Annotated in this window: 22 protein-coding genes; all 22 read left to right on the forward strand. The window is 43.7% G+C overall.

Annotated elements, in window-relative coordinates:
* Positions 1-77 precede the first annotated feature (77 nt).
* The gene (radC, locus tag H171_RS07860; RefSeq protein ID WP_100304634.1) at positions 78-773 is read left to right on the forward strand and encodes a RadC family protein; all 696 of its coding nucleotides are present in this window, start codon (positions 78-80) and stop codon (positions 771-773) included.
* On the forward strand, positions 774-1691 hold the full coding sequence (gene mreC, locus H171_RS07865; RefSeq protein ID WP_100304635.1) for a rod shape-determining protein MreC: 918 nt from the start codon (positions 774-776) through the stop codon (positions 1689-1691).
* A 171-nt stretch (positions 1692-1862) separates the two neighbouring features.
* Complete coding sequence (gene mreD / locus H171_RS07870) at positions 1863-2381, forward strand: rod shape-determining protein MreD (protein WP_054790760.1); 519 nt, start codon at positions 1863-1865, stop codon at positions 2379-2381.
* The gene (locus tag H171_RS07875) at positions 2374-5238 is read left to right on the forward strand and encodes a penicillin-binding transpeptidase domain-containing protein (protein ID WP_100304636.1); all 2865 of its coding nucleotides are present in this window, start codon (positions 2374-2376) and stop codon (positions 5236-5238) included. Before mreD ends, H171_RS07875 begins: the two co-directional genes overlap by 8 nt.
* 20 nt (positions 5239-5258) lie before the next feature.
* Positions 5259-5924, forward strand: coding sequence for a septum site-determining protein MinC (locus tag H171_RS07880; RefSeq protein WP_100304637.1), 666 nt, complete (start codon positions 5259-5261; stop codon positions 5922-5924).
* Between the two features lie 43 nt (positions 5925-5967).
* On the forward strand, positions 5968-6759 hold the full coding sequence (minD, locus tag H171_RS07885) for a septum site-determining protein MinD (RefSeq protein WP_038284319.1): 792 nt from the start codon (positions 5968-5970) through the stop codon (positions 6757-6759).
* Between the two features lie 11 nt (positions 6760-6770).
* A complete protein-coding gene (minE, locus tag H171_RS07890; RefSeq protein WP_100304638.1) occupies positions 6771-7049 on the forward strand; it encodes a cell division topological specificity factor MinE in 279 nt (92 codons plus the stop codon).
* 2 nt (positions 7050-7051) lie between these two features.
* Entirely contained in the window at positions 7052-8176 is a 1125-nt protein-coding gene (locus H171_RS07895) for an FtsW/RodA/SpoVE family cell cycle protein (protein WP_100304639.1), read from the forward strand.
* A gap of 17 nt (positions 8177-8193) precedes the next feature.
* Positions 8194-8589, forward strand: coding sequence for a methylglyoxal synthase (mgsA, locus tag H171_RS07900; RefSeq protein WP_025233147.1), 396 nt, complete (start codon positions 8194-8196; stop codon positions 8587-8589).
* Positions 8568-9572, forward strand: coding sequence for a D-alanyl-D-alanine carboxypeptidase family protein (locus H171_RS07905; RefSeq protein ID WP_100304640.1), 1005 nt, complete (start codon positions 8568-8570; stop codon positions 9570-9572). The genes mgsA and H171_RS07905 overlap by 22 nt, the downstream gene beginning before the upstream one ends.
* An 89-nt stretch (positions 9573-9661) precedes the next feature.
* Positions 9662-10081, forward strand: coding sequence for a hypothetical protein (locus H171_RS07910; protein WP_038284331.1), 420 nt, complete (start codon positions 9662-9664; stop codon positions 10079-10081).
* Between the two features lie 200 nt (positions 10082-10281).
* The gene (locus H171_RS07915) at positions 10282-11721 is read left to right on the forward strand and encodes an HlyD family efflux transporter periplasmic adaptor subunit (protein ID WP_100304641.1); all 1440 of its coding nucleotides are present in this window, start codon (positions 10282-10284) and stop codon (positions 11719-11721) included.
* 12 nt (positions 11722-11733) lie between these two features.
* Positions 11734-12429 (forward strand): YggS family pyridoxal phosphate-dependent enzyme, encoded by a 696-nt coding sequence (locus H171_RS07920; RefSeq protein WP_100304642.1) that lies wholly within the window; start codon positions 11734-11736, stop codon positions 12427-12429.
* Between the two features lie 130 nt (positions 12430-12559).
* A complete protein-coding gene (locus H171_RS07925; RefSeq protein WP_100304643.1) occupies positions 12560-13078 on the forward strand; it encodes a cell division protein SepF in 519 nt (172 codons plus the stop codon).
* Positions 13079-13302: 224 nt separating this feature from the next.
* Positions 13303-14391 carry a 3-dehydroquinate synthase gene (gene aroB, locus H171_RS07930; protein ID WP_100304644.1) on the forward strand — a complete coding sequence of 363 codons (1089 nt, stop codon included), beginning with the start codon at positions 13303-13305 and terminating at the stop codon, positions 14389-14391.
* 10 nt (positions 14392-14401) lie between these two features.
* Positions 14402-14920 carry a signal peptidase II gene (gene lspA / locus H171_RS07935; protein ID WP_100304645.1) on the forward strand — a complete coding sequence of 173 codons (519 nt, stop codon included), beginning with the start codon at positions 14402-14404 and terminating at the stop codon, positions 14918-14920.
* Positions 14917-15831 carry an RluA family pseudouridine synthase gene (locus H171_RS07940; RefSeq protein ID WP_100304646.1) on the forward strand — a complete coding sequence of 305 codons (915 nt, stop codon included), beginning with the start codon at positions 14917-14919 and terminating at the stop codon, positions 15829-15831. Before lspA ends, H171_RS07940 begins: the two co-directional genes overlap by 4 nt.
* A 114-nt stretch (positions 15832-15945) precedes the next feature.
* Entirely contained in the window at positions 15946-16587 is a 642-nt protein-coding gene (locus H171_RS07945) for a cytidylate kinase-like family protein (protein ID WP_100304647.1), read from the forward strand.
* A gap of 217 nt (positions 16588-16804) precedes the next feature.
* On the forward strand, positions 16805-17740 hold the full coding sequence (gene yhfZ, locus H171_RS07950; protein WP_100304648.1) for a GntR family transcriptional regulator YhfZ: 936 nt from the start codon (positions 16805-16807) through the stop codon (positions 17738-17740).
* A 59-nt stretch (positions 17741-17799) separates the two neighbouring features.
* Complete coding sequence (locus H171_RS07955) at positions 17800-18159, forward strand: PRD domain-containing protein (protein WP_100304649.1); 360 nt, start codon at positions 17800-17802, stop codon at positions 18157-18159.
* A 64-nt stretch (positions 18160-18223) separates the two neighbouring features.
* Complete coding sequence (locus H171_RS07960) at positions 18224-18595, forward strand: DUF2620 domain-containing protein (protein WP_100304650.1); 372 nt, start codon at positions 18224-18226, stop codon at positions 18593-18595.
* Between the two features lie 2 nt (positions 18596-18597).
* Positions 18598-19908, forward strand: coding sequence for a YhfT family protein (locus H171_RS07965; RefSeq protein ID WP_100304651.1), 1311 nt, complete (start codon positions 18598-18600; stop codon positions 19906-19908).
* The last annotated feature ends 3 nt before the right edge of the window (positions 19909-19911 follow it).

Below are 19911 nucleotides of genomic sequence, written 5' to 3' on the forward strand. Positions count from 1 at the left end.
CGAAATGATTGCCAATATCCGCTCTGCCCTACATATGTCCTTTTTAACGTACCTGGAGAGTAACGGTCAGGAGGCATATGAAACGAATAACGATGAAAGACATTCCTGCGGATGAACGGCCCTATGAAAAGTGTTTAAAGGAAGGCCCGGAAGGCTTAAGCGATGCGGAGCTTTTATCTATTATCATCCGCACAGGTTCCAGGGAGAATAATTCCCTGACGCTGGCACAGAAGATACTGGCCTTAAATTATCCCAAAGAGGGTATTTTAGGGCTTTTGCATCTTTCAATGCCGGAACTTATGCAGGTTAAGGGAATCGGAACCGTAAAGGGCGCCCAGCTTTTATGCGTGGGAGAGCTTTCCAGACGTATCTGGAAAAGAACCGCACGCTCCGATGGGATGTCATTCCGTAATCCCCTTGATATTGTTAATTACTTTGTGGAGGATATGCGCCATAAAGAACAGGAGCTGGTTTATATCGTGCTCCTGAATACAAAAGGAGCCCTGATAAGGGACATTATGATCTCTCAGGGAACAGTGAATACATCCGCTGTTTCTCCCAGGGAGATTTTCATTGAGGCCATGAAATATCATGCCGTAAGTCTGGTACTGGTTCATAATCATCCAAGCGGAGATCCGTCTCCCAGCAGGGAAGATTTAAGCTTCACCCGCAGGGTAAAAGAAGCAGGAGATCTGGTTGGCATCCGGTTATTGGACCATATTATCATAGGAGATAATTCCTATATCAGTTTGAAGGAACGGGGAATCTTATAGATGGAATCAAAGCGCAGCAAATATGTTCTAATTGCCTTAACGGTATTTTGTGTCCTGTTGATCGGGTTGACCTCCATTCATGACGAATGGCTTACGCCCCTTAGGACCGGGGTAGGATATTTTCTGATTCCGGTGCAATCGGGTGTCAATGCGGTTGGTTCGGCCATTTATGATGAAATTATTGATTATACAAAGCTTCATGACGCACTGAACGAAAATAAAGAGATGAAGGAAATTATCACCCAGCTGACCGAGGAAAACACCAGACTTCAGGCGGAAGAATTTGAGTTAAAACGGCTTCGCCAGCTTTACAGCCTGGATCAGGATTATAGTCAATATACAAAGGTGGGAGCCAGGGTCATTGCCAATGACTCAAGCAACTGGTTTCAGATATTCCGAATCGATAAAGGCTCAAAGGATGGGATTGCCCCGGATATGAATGTTGTGGCCGGAGGCGGTCTGGTGGGCATTGTCACGGATGTGGGGGCGAATTATGCAACCGTCCGCTCTATTATTGATGATTCCAGCCGTGTGAGCGGCATGGCCATGCAATCCGGAAACAGCTGCATCGTTGCCGGTGACTTGACCCTGTTTAAAGAGGGAAGGCTCCGGATCACCAACGTGTTAAAGGAAAGCGATGTAAAAGACGGAGATAAGATCGTAACATCCAACATCAGTTCCGTATTCCTGCCCGGCATCCTGGTTGGTTATGCCTCCGGCATTACCAATGATACCAATAACGTTACCAAATCAGGGTATTTAATTCCGGCAGCAAAGTTTGACAGCCTGCAGGAGGTTCTGGTTATCACAAAACTGAAAGCTGATATGATGAAGGAAGAAGATTCTTCTACGGAGGAGACCGCTCCCCAGGAGACGAATTCCTCTGAAACAGAAACATCGGAAAGCGCTTCTCAATAAGAAAAAATAACCTTCGGGCATACCTTTATGTCCAAAAGGCTTTGACAGGAAAGAGGAAACACCCTTCGGGTATACCTTTATTGCCAGAAGGCTTGGACAGGAAAGAGGAAACACCCTTCGGGTATACCTTTATTGCCAGAAGGCTTGGACAGGAAAGAGGAAAGGAGTAATATGAGACGGATACTTTTTAATGTGCTGATGATAATTCTTGCATTTACGATACAAAATTGCCTTTTTCCGTTGCTGCCGTTTTTATCGGCTTCTCCCAACCTGCTCTTAATCCTCACCTTTTCCTTCGGCTTCATGCATGGAAAAGAGGCAGGGATGTATTACGGGCTTTTGGCCGGGCTACTCATGGATTTATTTTACAGCGGGCCTTTTGGCTTTTACACCCTGATTTTTATCTATGTAGGTTATATCAACGGAATCTGTACGAAATATTATTATGAAGATTACATTACGCTGCCCTTGATCCTAAGTGTACTGAACGAATTGGCTTACAATCTGTATATTTATGTTTTCCGGTTCCTGATTCGTCAGAAAATCAGGGTTGGGTATTATTTTATCAATCTGATGCTTCCGGAAATCATTTTTACCGTTGTAACGACCCTGCTTCTTTATCGGGTATTCCTGATTTTGAACCGGCACTTGGAAGAGATAGGAAAAAGAGGTGATTCGGCAATTGTTTAGTGATTTGTTTGACATTATAAAGGATTTTTTGAAAAAAACCATATCTTCTCGGCTTTTTATACTTGGAATCATTTGTTTTTTCATGTATGCCGGATTAATTAATAAACTTTTTAACATGCAGATCGTTAATGGAGAAGAAGCCCTTAACGAATACCTGCAGCTTACGGAACAGACCATTACAACCGCCGGAACAAGAGGCAATATCTATGATCGGAACGGCAAAGTCCTGGCTTATAACAAACTGGCTTATTCCGTTACCGTACAGGATACCGGAGCGTACAAGAATGCAAACGCCAGAAATAACATGTATTTAAGGTTGGTACAGATTCTTGAAAAGCACGGGGAAACCATACAGGGAAAATTTGAAGTTGCTATTGATACCAACGGCGACATCGTATACACTTCCTCCTCCGAGTCCTCCAGAAAACGCTTTCTGCGGGATTATTATGGTCTGAAAAAGGTGGAAGACCTAGATGATGAAAAAGGTGCCTATCCCTCTAATATAAACGCAAGGGAGCTGTTTGAGAAGGCCTGCAAGGACAATGGCCTTACCGATATGAAAGATCAGGATGGAAAGCCAGTTCCCCTGACAGACCAGGAGGCCCTTGATATCATCAATATCAAATACGCCCTTCGCCTCATGTCCTACCGAAAATACGAAGCCACTACGGTTGCCAGTCAGGTATCCGATGAAACCGTAGCGGATATTTTGGAGCATATCGGTGAAATGCAGGGAGTGAATGTGGAGGAAACCACAATCCGCGCTTATAACGACAGCATTTCCTTAGCTCCGGTCATCGGCTATACCGGAAAGGTCCCGGAGGACCAGTTAGAGGGCCTTCAAAAGAGGAAAGACGATTACGACATCAATGACATCGTAGGACGGACTGGAATTGAATATACCATGGAGCATGAGCTTCAGGGGACAAAAGGGAAAAAAACGATTTACAAGGACAGTGTGGGACGAGTACGGGAAACAAAAGATGAAACCGATGCTTCCGCAGGAAATGATGTGTATTTAACCCTGGATGCAGATCTTCAAAAGGGCATTTACCATCTGATTGAACAATCTTTAGCCGGAGTTCTCATTAAGACCATTGTAAATGGCGATTTCAATACAAACGGATCCACCGATGGCTCCAATATGAAGATACCTGTTAAGGATGCCTACTACCAGCTGATCAACAACAATGTCCTTTCCCTGAAGGAAATGGAAGGTGAGGACGCCTCTGAAACCGAAAAAAACATATACCGGAAATATATGTCTTCCCAGCAGCAGATCTTTACCAATTTAAACAATGAGCTGATGAGCGCCCACGCCACGCCTATGAAGGATCTTTCAGAAGACTTAAAAGCCTATATGTTTTATATATATACTTATCTTTCCGGTCCTACCGTGGGAATTATTAAGGAAGATGCCATAGATACCTCCAGCGGGGAATATCAGGCGTGGAAAGCGGATGAAATCAGTTTAAGAGACTATCTGTATTATGGAATTGCCAATGGCTGGGTAGACACTACCAAGCTGGGGACCAGTTCCAAATATTCAAATGCGGATGACACCTTTGAAGCCCTTGTGGCATATGCTCTGGACAAGCTTAAGGATGACCGGAACTTTACGAAAAAAATATACCGGTATCTGATAAATGACGATGTCATTACAGGGCAGGAGCTATGCCTTGCTTTATATGATCAGGGTGTTTTAACAGACAACGGTCAGGATGCCGCAGATTTAAGGGCAACTGGTGATGCTTACACCTTTCTGATAAAAAAGCTGTCATCATTGGAGATCACTCCTGCCCAGCTGGCATTATCCCCATGTAATGCAGGAGTAGTGGTTACAAACGACAAAACAGGAGAAGTGCTTGCTTTGGTTTCCTATCCTGGATATGACAACAACAGGATTGGCGACGGAACCTATTTCAGCCAGCTGCAGGCGGACATGTCCCTTCCGTTATACAACAATGCGACCCAGACAAGAAAAGCGCCTGGTTCCACCTTTAAACCCATCACTGCAGTAGCAGCTCTGGAAGAGCATGTCGTCACAATGGATGAAACCATTACCTGTACCGGTATTTATACGGATGTAGAACCGCCCATTAAGTGCTGGATTTATCCAGGCCAGCATGGTCCTCTGAACATTGTGGGAGGAATTGGGAATTCCTGTAACTATCTCTTTGCCGATCTGGGGCACCGCTTGTCAATGGATGCAAACGGAGTATATTCTCCTGACCAGGGACTTGAAGTTTTGCGGAAATATGCAACCATGTTCGGACTGGATCATAAGTCCGGGGTAGAGATCGCAGAGCTTGATCCACAGATTTCAAAGGAAGCGCCAGAGCGTTCTGCCATGGGACAGGGAAGCCATGCTTACACCAATGTCCAGCTTTCCAGATACGTGTCTGCCATAGCAAACCGGGGAACTGTATTTGAACTCAGCTTATTGGACAAGACAACCGATTCTGAAGGTAATCTGATACAAGATTATACCCCTAAGATTTCTTCTCATATTGACGCGGCGGCTTCAACGTGGGATACTGTACAACAGGGGATGAGAGAAGTGATTGCAAACGGTTCAAGTAAAAGGTTATTTACCGATCTTGAAGTGGAAATTGCCGCTAAAACCGGTACTGCACAGGAGGCCCGCAACAAGCCCAATCACGCTTTCTTTATTTCTTATGCGCCATATGACAATCCGGAAATCTGTGTTACCGTGAATATTCCGTATGGCTATTCATCATCCAACGCCGCCAATATTGCGAAGAACGTCTATAAGTATTATTACGGCTATACGGACTTAGAATCCATTATAAATGCCGGTGCCCTGGATGCAGCGAAGGTCAACATTCGCGATTAACTAGGATAAGAGGTGATATGATGCATAATACCGTAGTAATTAAAAGCAACAGAGCAGGTATGACTGTCATCCTGGACCCAGACACCCCCTTCCCTCAGCTTCTATCTGATATTGGGAAAAAATTCGGGGATCATGCGAAATTCTGGGGATCCGCACAAATGACCCTGACCCTGGAAGGGCGGGAACTGAATTCCGAGGAAGAGTTCGCAATCATCAACCAGATCACGGAAAACTCCAATGTGGAGATCATCTGTCTGGTTGATACGGATATAAACCGTATGGAGCGCTGCGAAAAAGCACTGAACGAGAAACTCATGGAGCTGTCCTGCCAGACAGGGCAGTTCTTCAAAGGCAATCTACAAAGCGGAGAGACTTTGGAATCCGAAGCCAGCATTGTGATCATCGGTGATGTATGCAAAGGTGCGAAGGTTTTGGCAAAGGGCAATGTGATCGTTCTTGGAAAACTTTCAGGAACAGTATGTGCAGGTGTAGCAGGAAACCGGGGAGCGCTCATTACTGCCCTGGATATGGCTCCAATCCAGCTGCGCATCGCAGATTACACCTCAGGCCTTGACGGAAGAGGAAAGCGCCTGGGAAGAGGTCCTATGAAGGCTTATATGGAAAATAACAAGGTCATAATTAAACCAATGAAAAAAAGTGTGGAAATATTCCAAAAACTAAGGTAGAATATAAAAAGGAAGTTATCCCTAAAAATCAGGAGGATATGGTATGAGCGAGATTATCGTAATCACTTCTGGAAAAGGCGGGGTAGGCAAGACAACAACCTCTGCTAATGTTGGAACCGGACTTGCGATTCTGGGTAAAAAAGTAGTTCTGATCGATACAGATATAGGACTTCGGAACCTGGACGTTGTTATGGGTCTGGAAAACCGCATTGTCTACAATCTAGTAGACGTGGTAGAGGGCAACTGCCGTATGAAGCAGGCCCTGATAAAAGACAAAAGATACCCGAACTTATTTTTACTTCCTTCAGCCCAGACCAGGGACAAGACTGCAGTCACTCCAGAACAAATGGTAAAGCTGGTTGATGATTTAAGAGAAGAGTTTGATTACATCCTTCTGGATTGTCCCGCAGGTATTGAACAAGGCTTTCAAAACGCCATTGCAGGCGCTGACAGAGCCATTGTTGTTACAACTCCGGAGGTTTCCGCAATCCGGGATGCAGACCGGATCATCGGGCTTTTAGATGCCGCTGACATGGGAGCCATTGAACTCATCGTAAACCGGATCCGTGCGGATATGGTAAAAAGGGGAGACATGATGTCTCTGGACGATGTCATGGACATCCTTGCCGTTGATATTATCGGTGCTGTGCCGGATGACGAGGACATCGTCATTTCCACAAACCAGGGAGAACCTCTCGTTGGTATGGGAACCCCGGCCGGACAGGCCTATATGGATATCTGCAGGCGGATTACCGGGGAAAACGTACCGCTTCAAAACCCAGCAGTACGTGAAGGCCTGTTCTTTAAACTCTCCCATCTCTTAAAGAGAGCATAGGAGGGTGTGATATGAGCCTGTTTCCTGTATTCCGCAAGAAGAATTCAGGAGAAATTGCAAGAAATCGTCTGAAACTTTTGCTGGTTGCGGACAAGGCTGATTGTTCTCCTGAGATCATGCAGATGATAAAAGACGATATGGTCCGTGTTGTTTCAAGATACATGGATATAGATTCCGACAGAATAGAGATACAGATGAAGAAGCTTAAACAGCCGGATTGCGAACGCTTTATTCCGGTTCTTTATGCAAACATCCCTATTCGCGACGTACCTGATAAGGGGATATACTAATTATGTTTTCTGATTACAATTTTAAATACTATAATTACCGGTTAGTTTTGTACATGCTGTCGCTGTCCGTTATCGGGGTTCTTGTGGTGGCCAGCGCCTCCAACCAGGATTCCAGTACAGTGACAAAACAGATTATCGGCGTAATGGTGGGATTTGCCCTGGCTATTGGGCTTTCCATCATAGACTATCATAGAATTATCAAGCTTTATGCTCTGATTTATGCGGGCTGCATTATTTTGCTGGGAGCTGTTCTTGTTATGGGACATACGGCTGGAGGAGCCACCAGATGGATTAATATTCCTGGTATCGGACGGATACAGCCGTCTGAATTCGTAAAAATCGGTTTAATCGTGTTCTTTTCCTGGTATTGGAACAAATACCAGGAAAGGCTGAACACGCCGATTATGATAGGGCTTGCCGCTTTGCTTGCGGCCATACCCATCGGTCTTATTTTTGCAGAGCCGAATTTATCCACCAGCCTTGTGGTTTCCATTATTATCCTGTGTATGGTATTTTCCGCAGGAATCAGTTACCGCTGGATCGGGGGCGTCCTTGCCGTTGCTATACCGGCAGGAGCGCTTTTCATATTTCTGCTGACCAAAGGACTGATCCCTTTTATACACGATTATCAGGCGCGGCGGATCCTTGCATGGATTTATCCCCATGCAGAGCAGTATGCGGAGAATCTGTATCAGCAAAAAAATTCAATTATGGCAATCAGTTCCGGACAGCTTCAAGGGAAAGGACTTTTTAATACAACCATTGCATCGGTGAAAGATGGAAACTTCTTATCAGCCGGGGAAACCGACTTTATTTTCGCCATTATCGGCGAAGAAATGGGATTTCGAGGCAGCGTTATCGTCATTGTTCTTATTGGTCTGGTTGTATTTGAATGCCTTTATTTGGCATCCAAAACCAAAGATATGTCAGGAAAACTGATTTGTACCGGCATGGCAGCTTTAATCGGCTTCCAGGCCTTTGCCAATATCGCCGTGGCAACGCAGATATTTCCCAATACAGGCCTTCCTCTCCCCTTTATCAGCTCGGGAGTCAGTTCGCTCATCAGCATCTTTATGGGTATGGGACTGGTGCTGAATGTTGGACTGCAGCGCAAAATCGGTAATTAATAAGGAGGTATATCGTCATGAATATAGGACTAGTTGCACACGATTCAAAGAAAAAACTTATGCAGAACTTCTGCATTGCCTACAGGGGAATTTTAAGTAAACACATGTTATATGCTACCGGAACCACCGGACGTCTGATCGAAGAGGTAACAAACTTAAATGTTCATAAATATCTGGCAGGACATCTGGGCGGGGAGCAGCAGTTGGGATCCCAGATTGAACACAATGAGATCGATCTGGTTATCTTTTTAAGGGATCCTCTTACACCCAAGTCCCATGAACCGGATATCGTAAACATCATGAGCACCTGTGATATGCACAACATTCCTCTTGCAACCAATCTGGCTACCGCAGAACTTTTGATCAAGTCTCTGGAGCGTGGTGACATGGAATGGCGAGAGATGTACAAATAACAGAGGTAGATTCCGTGAAAAAAAGAGTTTTTGTAAAATCAGGCTGCATTGCCTTATGTACCGTATTTCTGACAGGCTGCGCCGGTCTGAAGGGCCTGGATAATCCTTATGTGTATTCGGAAAGAACCACCCTTTACCAGTCCAGTGCAGTATCTGGCAGAGCAGAACCCTTTGCTCATGATCTCTGTATCGTTTCAGAGGATCCTTCCAGCCAGGACAATGCGGTCACTGCCGAAGCTGCCGCAGTCTTTGACTTAACGGATAAGAAAGTCCTGTTTGCAAAGAATCCTTTTGAGCGTTTGTATCCTGCAAGCATCACAAAAACCATGACAGCTCTTATAGCCTTAAAATACGGAAATTTAACAGATGAAGTCACGGTGACCAAGGATGCTGTCATTACGGAAGCCGGGGCTACTTTATGTGGGATAAAGCCAGGAGATAAGCTGACTATGGAACAGCTTTTATATGGTCTTATGCTCCCATCCGGAAATGATGCCGGGGCTGCCATTGCAACCCATATGGCCGGAGGGATAGACCAGTTTTCACAGATGATGAATGATGAAGCGTTGAAGATTGGAGCTACAGGCACTCATTTCCTTAATCCCCACGGATTAAGCGATGATAATCACTACACCACAGCTTATGACCTGTATTTAATCTTTAATGAAGCTTTAAAGTATCCCGATTTTCGCAAGATTGTTGGTACAACTGAGTACACCACCACCTATCAGGATGGCGCGGGAAAATCAGTAAATGCAACCTGGAAAGGCACCAACTGGTATATGACAGGAGAGCGCCAGATGCCGGAAGGACTTACCGTCCTGGGCGGAAAAACAGGTACGACAAAGGCGGCCGGAAGCTGCCTGATCATGGGAAGCTCGGATTCCTCTAAGCGGGAATATATTACCGTTGTTTTAAAGGCACCGAATCATGCAGGCCTTTACGATAATATGACAAATATATTGAATAAAATTGTAGAATAGTCATTGCCTTTCTTATGGATTTGTACTATAATTATATTAATCCGAATAGACTTTTTATACAAATTATATAACGCAAGGAGGAGATTGCTATGGTGCAGATAATAGCAGGAAAAAAGGGTAAGGGAAAAACAAAACATCTGTTAGACAGAGCTAATTCCATTGTTAAAGAATCATCAGGTTCTATTGCCTACCTGGACAAAAGTTCCAAGCACATGTACGAATTAAGCAACAAGATCCGCCTCATTAATGTCAATGAGTATCCGATTACATCAAGCGAAGGATTTATAGGTTTTATCTGTGGTATTATATCTCAAGATCATGACTTAGAGATGATGTTCTTTGACAGCTTTCTAAAGCTGGCCTGCCTTGAAGGGGAAGATATATCTGAAACCATTGCAACTTTGGAAAAAATCGGTGAAAAGTATCACGTAACCTTTGTTCTCAGTGTTTCCATAGATGCGGAGAATATGCCTGAGAATGCCAGGGCTAATGTGGTTGTTTCATTATAATCATACATGAAGATAAGGGGGCTGCACGGCAGTCCCCTTTGTTTTGCTTGAATTTTTTGGAATTTCCTTTTATAATACTAAAAAGAACGCCCTGGGGCATACCTTTATGCCCAAAGTACATGGGTAGTAATAAGGAACGCCGTGGGGGCATACCTTATGCCCAAAGTACATGGGCAGTAATTAGGAAAGGAGGCGTCAGGTTGGCTAAACAAAAGGCAGCGCAGCCATTAAAAAGGGCTGTTCGTCCAAAAAAGAATAAAAAAATCATCCGGTACCGGCGGCCTCTGAATATTAATGTTGGCATGATCATCTTTGCGTTGATCTTTGTTTATATGGTGTTCAGTGTATTCGCCTATGTTCGTAGAGATAAGATACAGTTTTATGAAGTACAAGAAGGCAGCATCGTCAATAATAAAAATTACACAGGAATAATCCTCCGGCAGGAAGAAGTAAAAAATGCAGACCGTTCCGGCTATGTCAATTACTACGTAAGGGAAGGAAAACGGGCTTCAAACGGCACCAGGGTCTATTCCATTGATGAGACAGGAAATCTCACTTCATTTCTGGCGGAAAATTCAGAGGATAAGATTACACTGACACCGGAAAATCTTGCTGAGCTGAAAAAGCAGCTGACCACATTCAGCCTCACTTATGACAATGACCAGTTTCGATCTGTATATGATGCCAAATACGCTTTAGAAGCCGAAGTCATGGAATATATGAATTTTAATGCTTTGGACAACCTCGGAGCCCAGATGGATCAGGCAGGCATTAATTTTGAGCAGGTAAAAGCAGACCGGGCAGGTATCGTCTCCTATGGAGTGGATTCTTATGAGGGACTTCAGCCATCGGGAGTTTCAGATGCCGTATTTAACCGAAGCAGCTATACGAAAACCTTTACAAAATCAGGAAATCTAATAGAAAAGGGCTCACCCGTTTATAAGGTCATTACTTCCGATTTATGGTCAGTCGTGTTCCCAATGACAGAAGAAGATTCCAAATCATATGGAGACAAAACGAATCTTACCGTAGAATTTTCCGGACGGGATTTAAAAGCTACGGGTAGCTTTTCCGTGTTTTCCGGAACAGATGGAAAGGCTTTTGGAAAATTGGACTTTGATAAATATATGGTTCAATTTGCATCCGACCGGTACGTTGATTTTGAAATCGTTTCTGACCGGGTAGATGGATTAAAGATTCCTGTAACATCTGTTACTAAAAAAGATTTTTACCTGGTCCCCATGGACTATGTCACCCAGGGCGGAGACAGCCAGTCCACCGGTTTCAACAAAGAAGTGTATTCTGGGTCCGGGACCTCAGTAGTCTTTGTCCCTACTGAGATTTACTATTCCGAAGGGAATAATTACTATATTGAAATGGGTACGGAAGACGGCTTTAAAGCCGGAGATTATATTGTAAAACCCAATTCCACGGAGCGTTATCAAATTGGGACAAGCGCTTCCCTTCAGGGCGTATATAATATAAACAAAGGGTACGCTGTATTTAAACAGATTGATGTGCAGGCATCCAATGACGAATATTACACGGTGAAAAAGAACATGACTTATGGATTGGCGGTATACGATCATATCGTTCTCAAAGCAGAAACTGTCAATGAAGGGGAATTAATTTATCAATAAGAGGTGATTGGTTTGGTTAGGGAAAATCTGGAAGAAGTAAATAAACGTATTTTAGCAGCCTGTAAGAGGGCCGGAAGAAATCCGGAAGAAGTAACACTGATAGCGGTAAGCAAAACAAAACCCAATAACATGATTTCAGAAGCATATTCTGCCGGTGTACGGGATTTTGGAGAAAATAAGGTGCAGGAACTTTGTGAAAAGCACCTTGCCCTTTCGGAGGATATCCGCTGGCATATGATTGGTCATTTGCAGAGAAATAAAGTCAAGCAGGTCATTGACAAAACTGTGTTGATTCACAGTGTAGACACTATCCGCCTGGCGGAGCAGATCGAAGAGGAAGCCGCCAAAAAAGACTTAATTGTGGACATCCTTTTGGAAGTGAATGTGGCAGAAGAAGAAAGCAAATATGGGTTTAAATTGGAGGAGACGGAGAGCGCGATTCGTAGAATCGCCAGCCTTCCCCATGTAAAGATAAAAGGTCTTATGACTATTGCACCTTTTGTAGAAAAATCTGAGGAAAATCGTCCTGTTTTTAAAAAATTAAGACAATTTTATGTTGACATGCAAAGCAAAAACGTTGATAATGTTAGTATGAATATGCTCTCAATGGGTATGACCGGAGACTATGAGATTGCCATAGAAGAAGGTGCTACTCTGGTAAGAGTCGGTACCGGAATTTTCGGTACAAGATATTATATGAACACTTAATGATTGAAGGAAATGCGAAGCAACGTTTACCCGCATGATTGGGCATGAATTAAGTGAGAATATATGCCTGGACCCTGGATAGATTTTTTCTCACTCAGGAACCATGGTATAAGATTGGAGAGAATAAAGTATGAGCATTTTAGGCAAACTGATGGATAGCATGCGCTTAAACGATACAGATGATGACGATTACTATTTAGATGACGACTACGAGGATGAAAGCGATAAACCTGCTAAGAGAACCCTTTTCTCAAAAAAGAATGAAGAGGATTACTACGAGGAGGACGACGACTTTGATCAAAAGCCTCGTTTCCTATCCCGGTCCCCTAAAGTAGTGCCCATGAAGCAGTCCCGCACTATGGAGGTATCCATGGTAAAACCAACCTCCATTGAAGATGCAAAGGAAATTTGCGATCATATGCTGTCCGGAAAGGCTGTTGTCCTCAATATGGAAGGCATCCATACAGAAGTCGCCCAGAGAATCATCGACTTTACCTCAGGCGCCACTTACTCCATGAATGGTAATTTACAGAAAATATCAAATTACATATTCATAGCGACCCCGGAATCCGTAGAGCTCTCCGGTGATTTTCAAGATCTGTTAAATAATGGAAGTCTGGATATGGGCGGAATGAATTTACGCCTTTAACAGATGTTCCGCATAAGACATCATACATTTCTTTGAATGGTACAAGCAGACGATTTTCCACATCACACGTTTCCTCAAATCGTTGCAGCATTGCAATGCAGGAAACGGGACGGAAGATTGTTTGCTTTCTTCCATGATATAGGAGTAAAAATAATACAGCAGTAAAACACCCTGCGGGCATACCTGAATGTCCCAAAAGCATGGACAGAAAAGAGGAAAATACCATGGGAAACAGAATTCCGGTACACATGAACGGTGCCTTCATTTATGAGATTGTCATGGAAACTGGGTTTGACAGACTAAAAGAAGAACTGAAAAAGCTGAACCTGGAAGAACGCAAGGTTTGTATTGTCACAGATTCCAATGTGGCACCTCTTTACCTTGAGGAAGTGGAATCGATTGTGTCTTCCTGTTGCAAAAATACAGAACATTTTATTTTCCCTGCCGGAGAAGAAAACAAAAATCTGGATACCGTCAGGAACCTATACGAAGTTCTTGTTGTAAAACAATTTGACCGCCATGATTATCTGCTTGCTTTGGGCGGAGGAGTTGTGGGAGATTTATGCGGTTTTGGGGCTGCAACCTATCTGCGGGGAATATCCTTTATCCAGGTGCCTACAACCCTGCTGTCCCAAGTCGACTCCAGCATCGGCGGAAAAACCGGCGTTGATTTTGATTCCTACAAAAATATGGTAGGAGCCTTCCATATGCCGAAGCTGGTATATTCCAATACCGCCACCTTAAAAACTCTCTCAGAAGAGCAATTTTCTTCTGGAATGGGAGAGGTTATCAAGCATGGACTGATCAAAGATGCCTCCTATTACCAATGGCTTATGGAGCATGCCGCTGAAATTCATAGCAGGGATTTAACAGTATTAAGTGAAATGGTTCTTGTGAGCAACCAGATCAAGCGGGATGTAGTGGAAAAGGATCCGACAGAACAGGGAGAGCGCGCTCTTTTAAATCTGGGACATACCCTGGGACATGCCATTGAAAAGCTTTCGGATTTTCGGCTTGTACATGGTCACTGTGTGGGACTTGGCTGCATCGCTGCCATGGCGATATCGATCAATAGAGGAATGATCCGTTCAGAAGAACTTCCAAGACTTTTAACGGTGATGGAGCAATTTGGTATGCCTGCTTCGGTAAGCGGTCTTTCTGCAGAAAATATTGTTCTCACAACAAAAAGTGATAAAAAAATGGATTCCGGCACCATCCGGTTTATCCTGTTAGAACAGATTGGTAAAGCCTTCACCTGCAAGACTGTCACTGATACGGAAATGGCAGAAGCGCTTCGCCATATCTTAACTTAAGGAGATTTTCATGAATCAAAAAACAAAACTGATCATTGGTATGATTATCGGCTTCTTTCTTTCCATTGGCCTGGATCAATGGACCAAGCTTCTTGTTGTTAAGCATCTCATGAACCGGCCTCCCTTTGTCATCTGGAATGGAGTATTTGAACTTTATTATTCCGAAAACCGGGGGGCAGCATTTGGAATGCTTCAGGGTAAACAGGCGTTTTTCCTGCTGGTTGCCTTGCTAGTGCTTACAGCAGCTGCTTTTGCGGTCAGCCGTATGCCTGCTGATAGAAAATACCTGCCGCTGCACCTGATTGCCATGTTTCTTTCGGCAGGAGCGGTGGGAAATATGATCGACCGCTTTTTAAGAGGCTATGTGGTTGACTTTTTATATTTTAAGTTGATTGATTTTCCAATTTTTAATGTTGCGGATTGTTACGTCACGGTATCCATGTTCGTCTTTATGCTCCTGTTTCTGTTCTATTACAAAGAGGAGGACTTATCCTGTCTTTCCTTTCATAAAAAGGAGGAGCTGGGTTGAGTCAAGAGTTTATAGTCGCTCCTGAGGAAGCCGGTGTCCGGATCGACCGGTATTTATCCGACCAATGCCAGGACATTTCCCGTTCCTATCTTCAGAAGCTTTTAAAGGAACAATCCGTGCTGGTTGAAGAAAAACCGGTAAAAACCAATTATAAAGTAAATGCAGGGGACCGGATTTCCCTGACCCTTCCTGAAATAAGGGAACCGGAAATCATGCCGGAGGAAATCCCCCTTGATATTGTCTATGAGGATAAGGATATCATCCTCATTAATAAACCAAAGGGGATGGTAGTCCATCCCGCTGCAGGCCATTACAGCGGAACCCTGGTCAATGGCCTGATGTCTCATTGCCGCAATGAATTATCCGGAATAAACGGTGTTATGCGCCCTGGTATCGTCCATCGGATTGATATGGATACCACCGGGGTTCTTATTGTATGTAAAAATGACATGGCCCACAATTCCATTTCAGAACAGCTGAAGGAGCATTCCATTACCAGAAAATATGCTGCAATCGTACATGGAGTCCTAAAGGAAGACGAGGGAACGATCAATGCACCCATTGGCCGTCATCCCGTAGACCGGAAGAAAATGAGCATCAATGAGAAAAATGGAAGAGAAGCAGTGACCCATTACCGCGTTCTTGAGCGGTATCGGCAATTTACCTATATCGAATGCCAGCTTGAAACGGGCCGAACTCATCAGATCCGTGTCCATATGGCAAGCATAGGCCATCCTCTTCTAGGAGATTCTGTCTATGGCCCCGCAAAGTGCCCATTCCGTCTTACCGGGCAGACGCTTCATGCCGGCGTATTAGGTATCATCCATCCCAGAACCGGTGAATATATAGAGTTTACTGCGCCTCTTCCCGACTATTTTGAAGAACTATTGAGAAAACTGCGGTTAACTTAACAGGCTTGGCATAAGACATCTTCTTAAAAAACAGTTAAATCGTAATATAAATCTAGATTTTTCAGAAATTTTAAGGTATAATATAACTATAAGATACCGGAAGGAGCTGTCTATATGAGTGGAAATTTAGTAATTGCAATTGGAAGACAATGCGGAAGTTCTGGAAAAATCATCGGACAGAAATTGGCAGAAGAACTGGGCATTAAATGCTATGACAAGGAGCTTTTGGCACTTGCAGCAAAAAACAGCGGGTTATGTGAAGAATTATTCAAAACCCATGATGAAAAGCCAACCAACAGTTTTCTGTATTCCCTTGTGATGGATACATATTCCATGGGATTCACAACCTCTGGTTACATGGATATGCCAATAAATCATAAGATCTTTTTAGCACAGTTTGATACCATCAAACAGCTGGCGGATGAAGAATCCTGTGTAATCGTTGGAAGATGTGCCGATTATGCACTGGCGGATTATCCCAACCTTGTTTCCGTGTTCATTACTGCCGATGAAGAAGATAAGGTTCAATCCTTAAAAGAACTTTATCATGTTGATGATACCAAAGCAAAGGATATTATGGTCAAAACGGACAAAAAGCGTTCCAGCTACTATAATTACTATTCCAATAAAAAATGGGGAGATGTAAGAAGCTACGATTTATGCATTAATCGAAGCTCCGTAGGGATAGATGGAACCGTAAAGCTGATCCACAATTTTGTTGATGCTAAAATGGAATGGAATAATGCGAACCGTTGACGGTTTAATATCCTTAAGAAACAGATGCTATTTTTATTGAATTGAATAAAGACGGACATTTCTATGATACAGCTGAAATGTCCGTTTTTTGTTCGCGGTTTTGTATTTTCTGTACATTAAATGTAGATATGTTAAATAATATTGTTGACATTGTACATAGCATATGATATTGTTTGAATATACAAAATAATGTAAATTGATAAAAGCGAGTAAACTCATGAATAACAATTGTTTAGAAGCAGGAAACCTATATCAAAAAATAGGCCTGGTAAAAAATCTATTGGCGCTGGATTTAATGTCCCGGAATGCAGGAGACCGGATTCTGCCTATCTCAGAGTATCAGGATAAATTCGGGGTATCCAGGGGGACCATTCAGAACGCATTTGCCTGTTTAAAAGAGTGCAATGCTGTGACGCTGGAGAACCATGGGCATCAGGGTACCTTCATCAAAGAGATTGATTATAAGAAGCTGCAGGAAAATTGTATGCGCAAAGAAATTCTTGGAATCATGCCCCTTCCCTATTCCGTAACTTATGAGGGCTTTGCCACGGCCATGTATACCCAGTTTGCACCGCTTAACTTTAATATGGCTTACGCCAGAGGTGCAGTAGGGCGTATTGATCTGGTGGAATCAGGAACGTATCAGTTTGCTATCTGCTCCCAGTATGCAGCGGAACAATCCATAAAAGAAGGAAAGCAGATTGAAGCGGCAATTAATTTTGGACCGGGCAGCTTCCTTTCCAGGCACGTGCTTCTTTTAGGGGATACCAAATATGAAAACATTCAGGATGGCATGCGGGTAGCATATGACAGCAGCTCCATTGACCAAAGCTGCATTACTAAAAATATTATCCACGGCAAAAAGGTTACTCTGGTCCCTATCCGGACCCAACAGACCGTAAGCGCCTTGATGGATGGTATCATAGATGCAGGAGTATGGAACTATGACGATATCCTGGAGCATAAATACGAATCACTGAACGTGGTTTTCTTAGATGAATCCGATTATAACAACCTGTTTTCGACGGCTGTAATGGTTATCAGAAAGGAGGATGAATATCTAAAGGCACTGTTAGAAAAGTATGTCAGCGTACCGAAGGTTGTGGAGATCATCAGGGAGGTAAGAGATAAAAAGAGAGAACCCTATTTTTAAAAGTTGTCTTTTTGAAGCAAAGTACAAAAAAATGTATATTGATATTGGGAGGAAATCCAATGGATTTAAGAGATATTTTAAACCAGCGTCTGGATATTCTGGAGGAAAATCATGTAATTTGCAAAGAAGTTGCGGATTATTCCAGAAAAGCAGTGGAACGGATCCTGGAAGAAAAACCTGACACAGAGGAAGATAAGGCTGCAATGTTTATTACTCATCTGGCTATGGCAGGACAACGGGTACTAGACGGGGTTGTGGAACACCCTCTGGATAACACGCTCCTCGAGGGAATAAAAATGGAGCCGGTTTACCAAAGAGCGGAAGTGTTAAAAGAGGAACTGTTAAAGGAAACAGATATCCAGTTCCCGGAAGCAGAACGGAATTTTCTGACCGTTCATCTATGCAATCTGCTTACATAATAAGGTATCAGGACCGAATGGTCTTTTTAAGAAATGATACAAGGATAAAAGGAGGATAGAAGCAATGAAGATTGTGGTTGGTGGTCAGATTGACAAGGAGGAAATTGCCAGACTGGTGTCCCTGCAGATGAACGGCCGTGCAGAGATCGAGATCAAGGGGGATCTGGATGCTGCATTGGGCGTGAAAAACGGAAAGTATGATTATTATGTAGGTGCCTGCAATACTGGCGGCGGCGGAGCGCTGGCTATGGCTATGGCCATGCTGGGTTCCGGGCTCTGTTCTACGATTTCCATGCCAGGAAATGTAAAGAGCGGAGATTTTATCAGGGAAGAGGTACAAAAGGGGAAAAAAGCATTTGGATTTACAGCACAGCACAAAGAAGAGGTCCTTCCGGTTTTGCTTCAGGCAATCATTGAGAAAGAGGAGGTTTCATAGGTATGAAATACATAGTTATCGCATTAATCGGGGCATTGGCTTCCGTTTTATCCAATCAAGGGATTGCAGTATTTAATGACGGTTTCCGGCCAATTGTGGGGCAGTATTTTAACGGTGAGATCAACCGAAAAGAATTGGCGGCCATGAGCTTTGCCATCAGTTTCGGTCTGGTTATCGGTTTTGGTATACCGACCTCTATTGCAGCAAGCATTATTTTGATCCACTGCCTGCTGTTAACTACTGATATCATCGGATCCTTCTGTAATAACAGCAGGAACGGGATGATCCTTTCCGCTGTCATCGGAGCCGCTTACGGCCTGGCGATTCTGGCCGGTCTGGAGTTTGTCGTAAAACTGTTCAGCTACATGCCATATAACTTCACCAGTGATTTAGGAAGTGTTTCCGGCTATATAACAGTTGCATTTGCCGTATTCCCGGCAGTGGGCATCGCTTATCAGCATGGTTTTAAAAAAGGATTGACCACCGGAATAGTAACCTTAGTTGTATATTTCCTTGTAAAAAAATTCGGTACCTTTCCTATCGGGGCAGGCAAGGTTTCTTTAAATGCAGAAGGCATGGCTATGCTTGCAGGTATGATTATGATGATCGTTTATGCTGCTCAGCAGAAAGGAACGGAACATACCAATGAAGGGCTGATCCAGGGTTTTGAGGGCAACATTTTACGAATTCGTAAAAACTGGCTGTTACTGGCTGTTATGGGCGGTCTGATCGCAGCCGGAACCAGTCTGGCGATTATCGCCGGCGATCCCGCCTCCCTGGCCCTTTTGGCTAATCAGGAATACAGCAACGCTGGATTAACTGCACTGGCAAGAGCCATTGGTTTCATACCTCTGGTATTTACTACAGCCATTGTGACAGGCGTGTACGGCGCGGCTGGATGCACTTTTGTATTTGTAGTCGGACTGTTCCTCCATGGAAACCCGCTTTTTGCCTTTGTACTGGGATTTGCAGTCATGGTAGCAGAGATTTTCCTGATCAACATTTTTGCAAAATACATGGATAAATTCCCGGGTGTAAAAGATATGGGAGAGTATGTGAGAACATCCATGAACAAGGTTCTGGAAATTTCTTTGCTTGCAGGCGGTATTGTAGCTGCTGAAAAAATGGCCGTTTCCTCTTCCGGATACACTGGAATCGGAGCACTGTTTGTAATCGGGGCCTTCCTGTTAAATAAGAAAGCGAAAAAACCGATTGTTGACCTGGCGGTCGGTCCTGTGGCCTGTATCGTATTCGGAGTGCTGCTGAACCTGCTTCTCATAATCGGTCTCATTGCAGTCCCGGTGGCTAAGTAGCTG

Source organism: [Clostridium] celerecrescens 18A (assembly GCF_002797975.1).
Lineage (GTDB): Bacteria > Bacillota > Clostridia > Lachnospirales > Lachnospiraceae > Lacrimispora > Lacrimispora celerecrescens.

Bases quoted from the DNA above. Each gene is read 5' to 3' on its own strand.
- mgsA (WP_025233147.1), top strand. From the start codon at position 8,194: ATGAATATAGGACTAGTTGCACACGATTCAAAGAAAAAACTTATGCAG.
- minE (WP_100304638.1), top strand. From the start codon at position 6,771: ATGAGCCTGTTTCCTGTATTCCGCAAGAAGAATTCAGGAGAAATTGCA.
- mreC (WP_100304635.1), top strand. From the start codon at position 774: ATGGAATCAAAGCGCAGCAAATATGTTCTAATTGCCTTAACGGTATTT.
- H171_RS07880 (WP_100304637.1), top strand. From the start codon at position 5,259: ATGCATAATACCGTAGTAATTAAAAGCAACAGAGCAGGTATGACTGTC.
- H171_RS07895 (WP_100304639.1), top strand. From the start codon at position 7,052: ATGTTTTCTGATTACAATTTTAAATACTATAATTACCGGTTAGTTTTG.
- yhfZ (WP_100304648.1), top strand. From the start codon at position 16,805: ATGAATAACAATTGTTTAGAAGCAGGAAACCTATATCAAAAAATAGGC.
- H171_RS07945 (WP_100304647.1), top strand. From the start codon at position 15,946: ATGAGTGGAAATTTAGTAATTGCAATTGGAAGACAATGCGGAAGTTCT.
- H171_RS07910 (WP_038284331.1), top strand. From the start codon at position 9,662: ATGGTGCAGATAATAGCAGGAAAAAAGGGTAAGGGAAAAACAAAACAT.
- aroB (WP_100304644.1), top strand. From the start codon at position 13,303: ATGGGAAACAGAATTCCGGTACACATGAACGGTGCCTTCATTTATGAG.
- H171_RS07960 (WP_100304650.1), top strand. From the start codon at position 18,224: ATGAAGATTGTGGTTGGTGGTCAGATTGACAAGGAGGAAATTGCCAGA.
- H171_RS07965 (WP_100304651.1), top strand. From the start codon at position 18,598: ATGAAATACATAGTTATCGCATTAATCGGGGCATTGGCTTCCGTTTTA.
- mreD (WP_054790760.1), top strand. From the start codon at position 1,863: ATGAGACGGATACTTTTTAATGTGCTGATGATAATTCTTGCATTTACG.
- H171_RS07955 (WP_100304649.1), top strand. From the start codon at position 17,800: ATGGATTTAAGAGATATTTTAAACCAGCGTCTGGATATTCTGGAGGAA.
- H171_RS07905 (WP_100304640.1), top strand. From the start codon at position 8,568: ATGGCGAGAGATGTACAAATAACAGAGGTAGATTCCGTGAAAAAAAGA.
- minD (WP_038284319.1), top strand. From the start codon at position 5,968: ATGAGCGAGATTATCGTAATCACTTCTGGAAAAGGCGGGGTAGGCAAG.
- radC (WP_100304634.1), top strand. From the start codon at position 78: ATGAAACGAATAACGATGAAAGACATTCCTGCGGATGAACGGCCCTAT.
- H171_RS07925 (WP_100304643.1), top strand. From the start codon at position 12,560: ATGAGCATTTTAGGCAAACTGATGGATAGCATGCGCTTAAACGATACA.
- lspA (WP_100304645.1), top strand. From the start codon at position 14,402: ATGAATCAAAAAACAAAACTGATCATTGGTATGATTATCGGCTTCTTT.